The following is a 2,700-nucleotide window of genomic DNA, read 5'->3' on the forward strand; positions in this document are numbered from 1 at the left end:
ATATAAGCCCAGCCTGTGCGCAAGTGGAGCGTACAAATAAACCGTCTCTGATGATAGTTTAAGCTGCTTATCACGTGGCATAAACTCCATAGTACGCATGTTATGCAACCTATCGGCCAGTTTTATCAGTATCACCCTAACATCATCTGCCAGGGTAAGCAACATTTTACGGAAGTTTTCGGCCTGCAAAGAACTGTTGGTATCAAATACGCCGGATATTTTGGTTAAGCCATCAATAATTTTGGCTACCTTTTTACCAAACTCCATCTCAATCTCGTCCAGCGTCATGTTGGTATCTTCAACCACATCATGCAGCAGGGCGCACACAATTGAAGTTGTACCCAGGCCAATTTCCTCGGCAGCTATCTGGGCAACAGCAATTGGGTGGTATATATAGGGTTCGCCGCTTTTGCGGCGCATATCCTTGTGGCTTTCAAGGGCCATGTCAAATGCCTTGCGAATCATTCGCTTATCGCCCTTTTGCAGGGTTGATTTACAGGCACGCAGCAAAGCCCGATATCTTTTTAAGATCTCATTTTTTTCAGCTTCCAGATCAATCACTATCTCTTTCATATATGAATATTAGTGGTAAAAAAATGGATCAACCTGTAACTAAAAAAATATTATTACAGATTATATTAAAATACCACAAAAATTTGCTTTAATTTTGTATTAAGTAAAAATATGAAATTTATTGGTTTTCTGTTGATGTTTTGTTGCATTATGGGCGAAGTAAAAGCCCAAACAGATAAACCTGCACCTATGGTTCTGGGCAAAAATGATACCATTCGGGTTGCCGTTACAAGTATTGACGGAGAATTGGTTCCTTGGGTAGTATGCCCTCCTGTACGAATTGTTGATACCCGCATATTTGCCAGTGATGCTGATAGGGACAATTACCGCCGTTTAAGGTATAATGTAATGAAGGTGTTACCCTATGCACGTTTTGCCGGCCAGCGATACGCAAAACTACAGCGCGATCTTGCACTTACCGGAGATAAAAAGAAGCAGAAAGAACTGATTGGCACGTGCGAAACAGAGATAAAAACATTGTTTAATAAGGAAATTAAAAATCTGACAATTAGTCAGGGCGAAGTTTTGATTAAGTTGATTGACCGGGAAACCGGCACAACCAGTTATACTATGGTTAAAGAGCTTAAAGGTGGTTTTAAAGCATTTATGTTTCAATCCGTAGCCAGCATATTTGGTCATAACCTTAAAGAAACTTATGATCCAGATGAGCAGAAAGATATCGAGGCCATTCTTACCCAGGCCGGATACAATTCCACTAACTTCTAATAATGGATAATACAAGCGTCTACAAGTTTAACGTTCAAAAGTTAAACGGTGATGACATCAGTCTATCGGCTTATAAAAATAAAGTACTTTTAATAGTTAACACCGCTTCTCAATGCGGTTTTACCCCTCAGCTTAAAGATCTTGTATCATTAAAGGAAATTTTTGGTGATGCTGATTTTGAAATACTTGCATTTCCCTCAAATGATTTTGGCGGGCAGGAGCCTTTGGAAGGCGCTGCTATTACCACTTTCTGCGAAAATTCCGGCGTAAATTACCCCGTATTTGATAAAATACGGGTGCGTGGGCCATTTGCTCATCCCTTATACCAGTTTTTTGCTGATAAAAAACAGAACGGTAACCTTAAATCGATTCCAAGATGGAATTTTCATAAGTTTTTGATCAATAGGGACGGTCATGTTACTGATTTTTATTACCCTTTTACCAAACCAACATCTTCAAAGATTCGGAAGAGAATAGAGCGTCTTTTATCGGCTGCTCACTAAACATAAATACAATAATGAAATTAGATATTTTAGTTTTATCGGTACATCCTGATGATGCCGAACTTGGATGCTCGGGCRCTATTTTGAAGCATATAGCTATGGGGCATAAAGCAGGCATAGTTGACCTTACACGTGGCGAGTTAGGGACTCGTGGCACTGCAGATATTCGTGAGCAGGAGGCAGCGGCAGCGGCAAACATATTGGGCCTTTCGGTAAGAGATAATTTAGGTATTCCTGATGGTTTTTTTGAAAATACAAAAGAGTACCAGTTGAAAGTTATCTCCGCTATCMGTAATTATCAGCCCCGAATTATAATAACCAATGCTTATCATGACAGACATCCCGATCATGGTCGGGCCAATGAATTGGTGGAGCATTCTGCGTTTTTATCAGGTTTGCGTAAAATAGAAACGTTTGATAAAAATGGTGAACCCCAGCAGCCATGGCGACCTGATTTGGTGCTGCATTTTATACAGGATAATTATATCAGGCCTGATATTTTGATAGATGTTACCGAGTATTGGGACAAAAAGATAGAAAGCATACGTGCTTATGGTTCGCAATTTTTTAATCCAGAATGGAGCGACGAGCCTCAAACCTATATATCATCTCCCGAATTTATTAATGGAGTAGCCGCGCGAGCCAGCGAATTTGGTAAAAGCATAGGTGTTAAATATGCAGAAGGTTATACAAGTAGAAAAATTTTAGGAATAGATAATTTATTTGCTTTAAAATAATATATTATTTAACTATAAATAAATAAGCCGCTATCCTTTAATAGGATAGCGGCTTATTTTATAATATCGGTTTAAATATTTAAGCCTTAATATATTCAAAGCGATTATTTTCATTACTTCTTTCTCGTCTCAGTTTATTTTCATTCGCAAGCTTTAAAAGG

The 2,700-nt window shown here is 38.7% G+C and carries 4 protein-coding genes; 3 read left to right on the forward strand and 1 reads right to left on the reverse strand.

The window, feature by feature from the left end; genetic code table 11:
- Positions 1-573: HD domain-containing protein (locus tag AC1DPZ_RS25040; RefSeq protein ID WP_477408607.1), on the reverse strand; the 573-nt coding region annotated here is incomplete at its 3' end.
- A 111-nt stretch (positions 574-684) separates the two neighbouring features.
- On the opposite strand from AC1DPZ_RS25040, the gene AC1DPZ_RS25045 reads away from it, so the two are divergent.
- Genes AC1DPZ_RS25045 through bshB1 form a run of 3 tightly spaced genes read left to right on the forward strand, consistent with a single transcriptional unit; the run spans position 685 to position 2,539 of the window.
- Entirely contained in the window at positions 685-1,299 is a 615-nt protein-coding gene (locus AC1DPZ_RS25045) for a DUF4294 domain-containing protein (RefSeq protein ID WP_477408609.1), read from the forward strand.
- A gap of 2 nt (positions 1,300-1,301) precedes the next feature.
- Positions 1,302-1,802, forward strand: coding sequence for a glutathione peroxidase (locus tag AC1DPZ_RS25050; protein WP_477408611.1), 501 nt, complete (start codon positions 1,302-1,304; stop codon positions 1,800-1,802).
- A 14-nt stretch (positions 1,803-1,816) separates the two neighbouring features.
- Positions 1,817-2,539, forward strand: coding sequence for a bacillithiol biosynthesis deacetylase BshB1 (bshB1, locus tag AC1DPZ_RS25055; protein ID WP_477408613.1), 723 nt, complete (start codon positions 1,817-1,819; stop codon positions 2,537-2,539).
- Positions 2,540-2,700: the final 161 nt, after the last annotated feature.

It is taken from the genome of Mucilaginibacter sp. P4_G9, assembly GCF_056400985.1.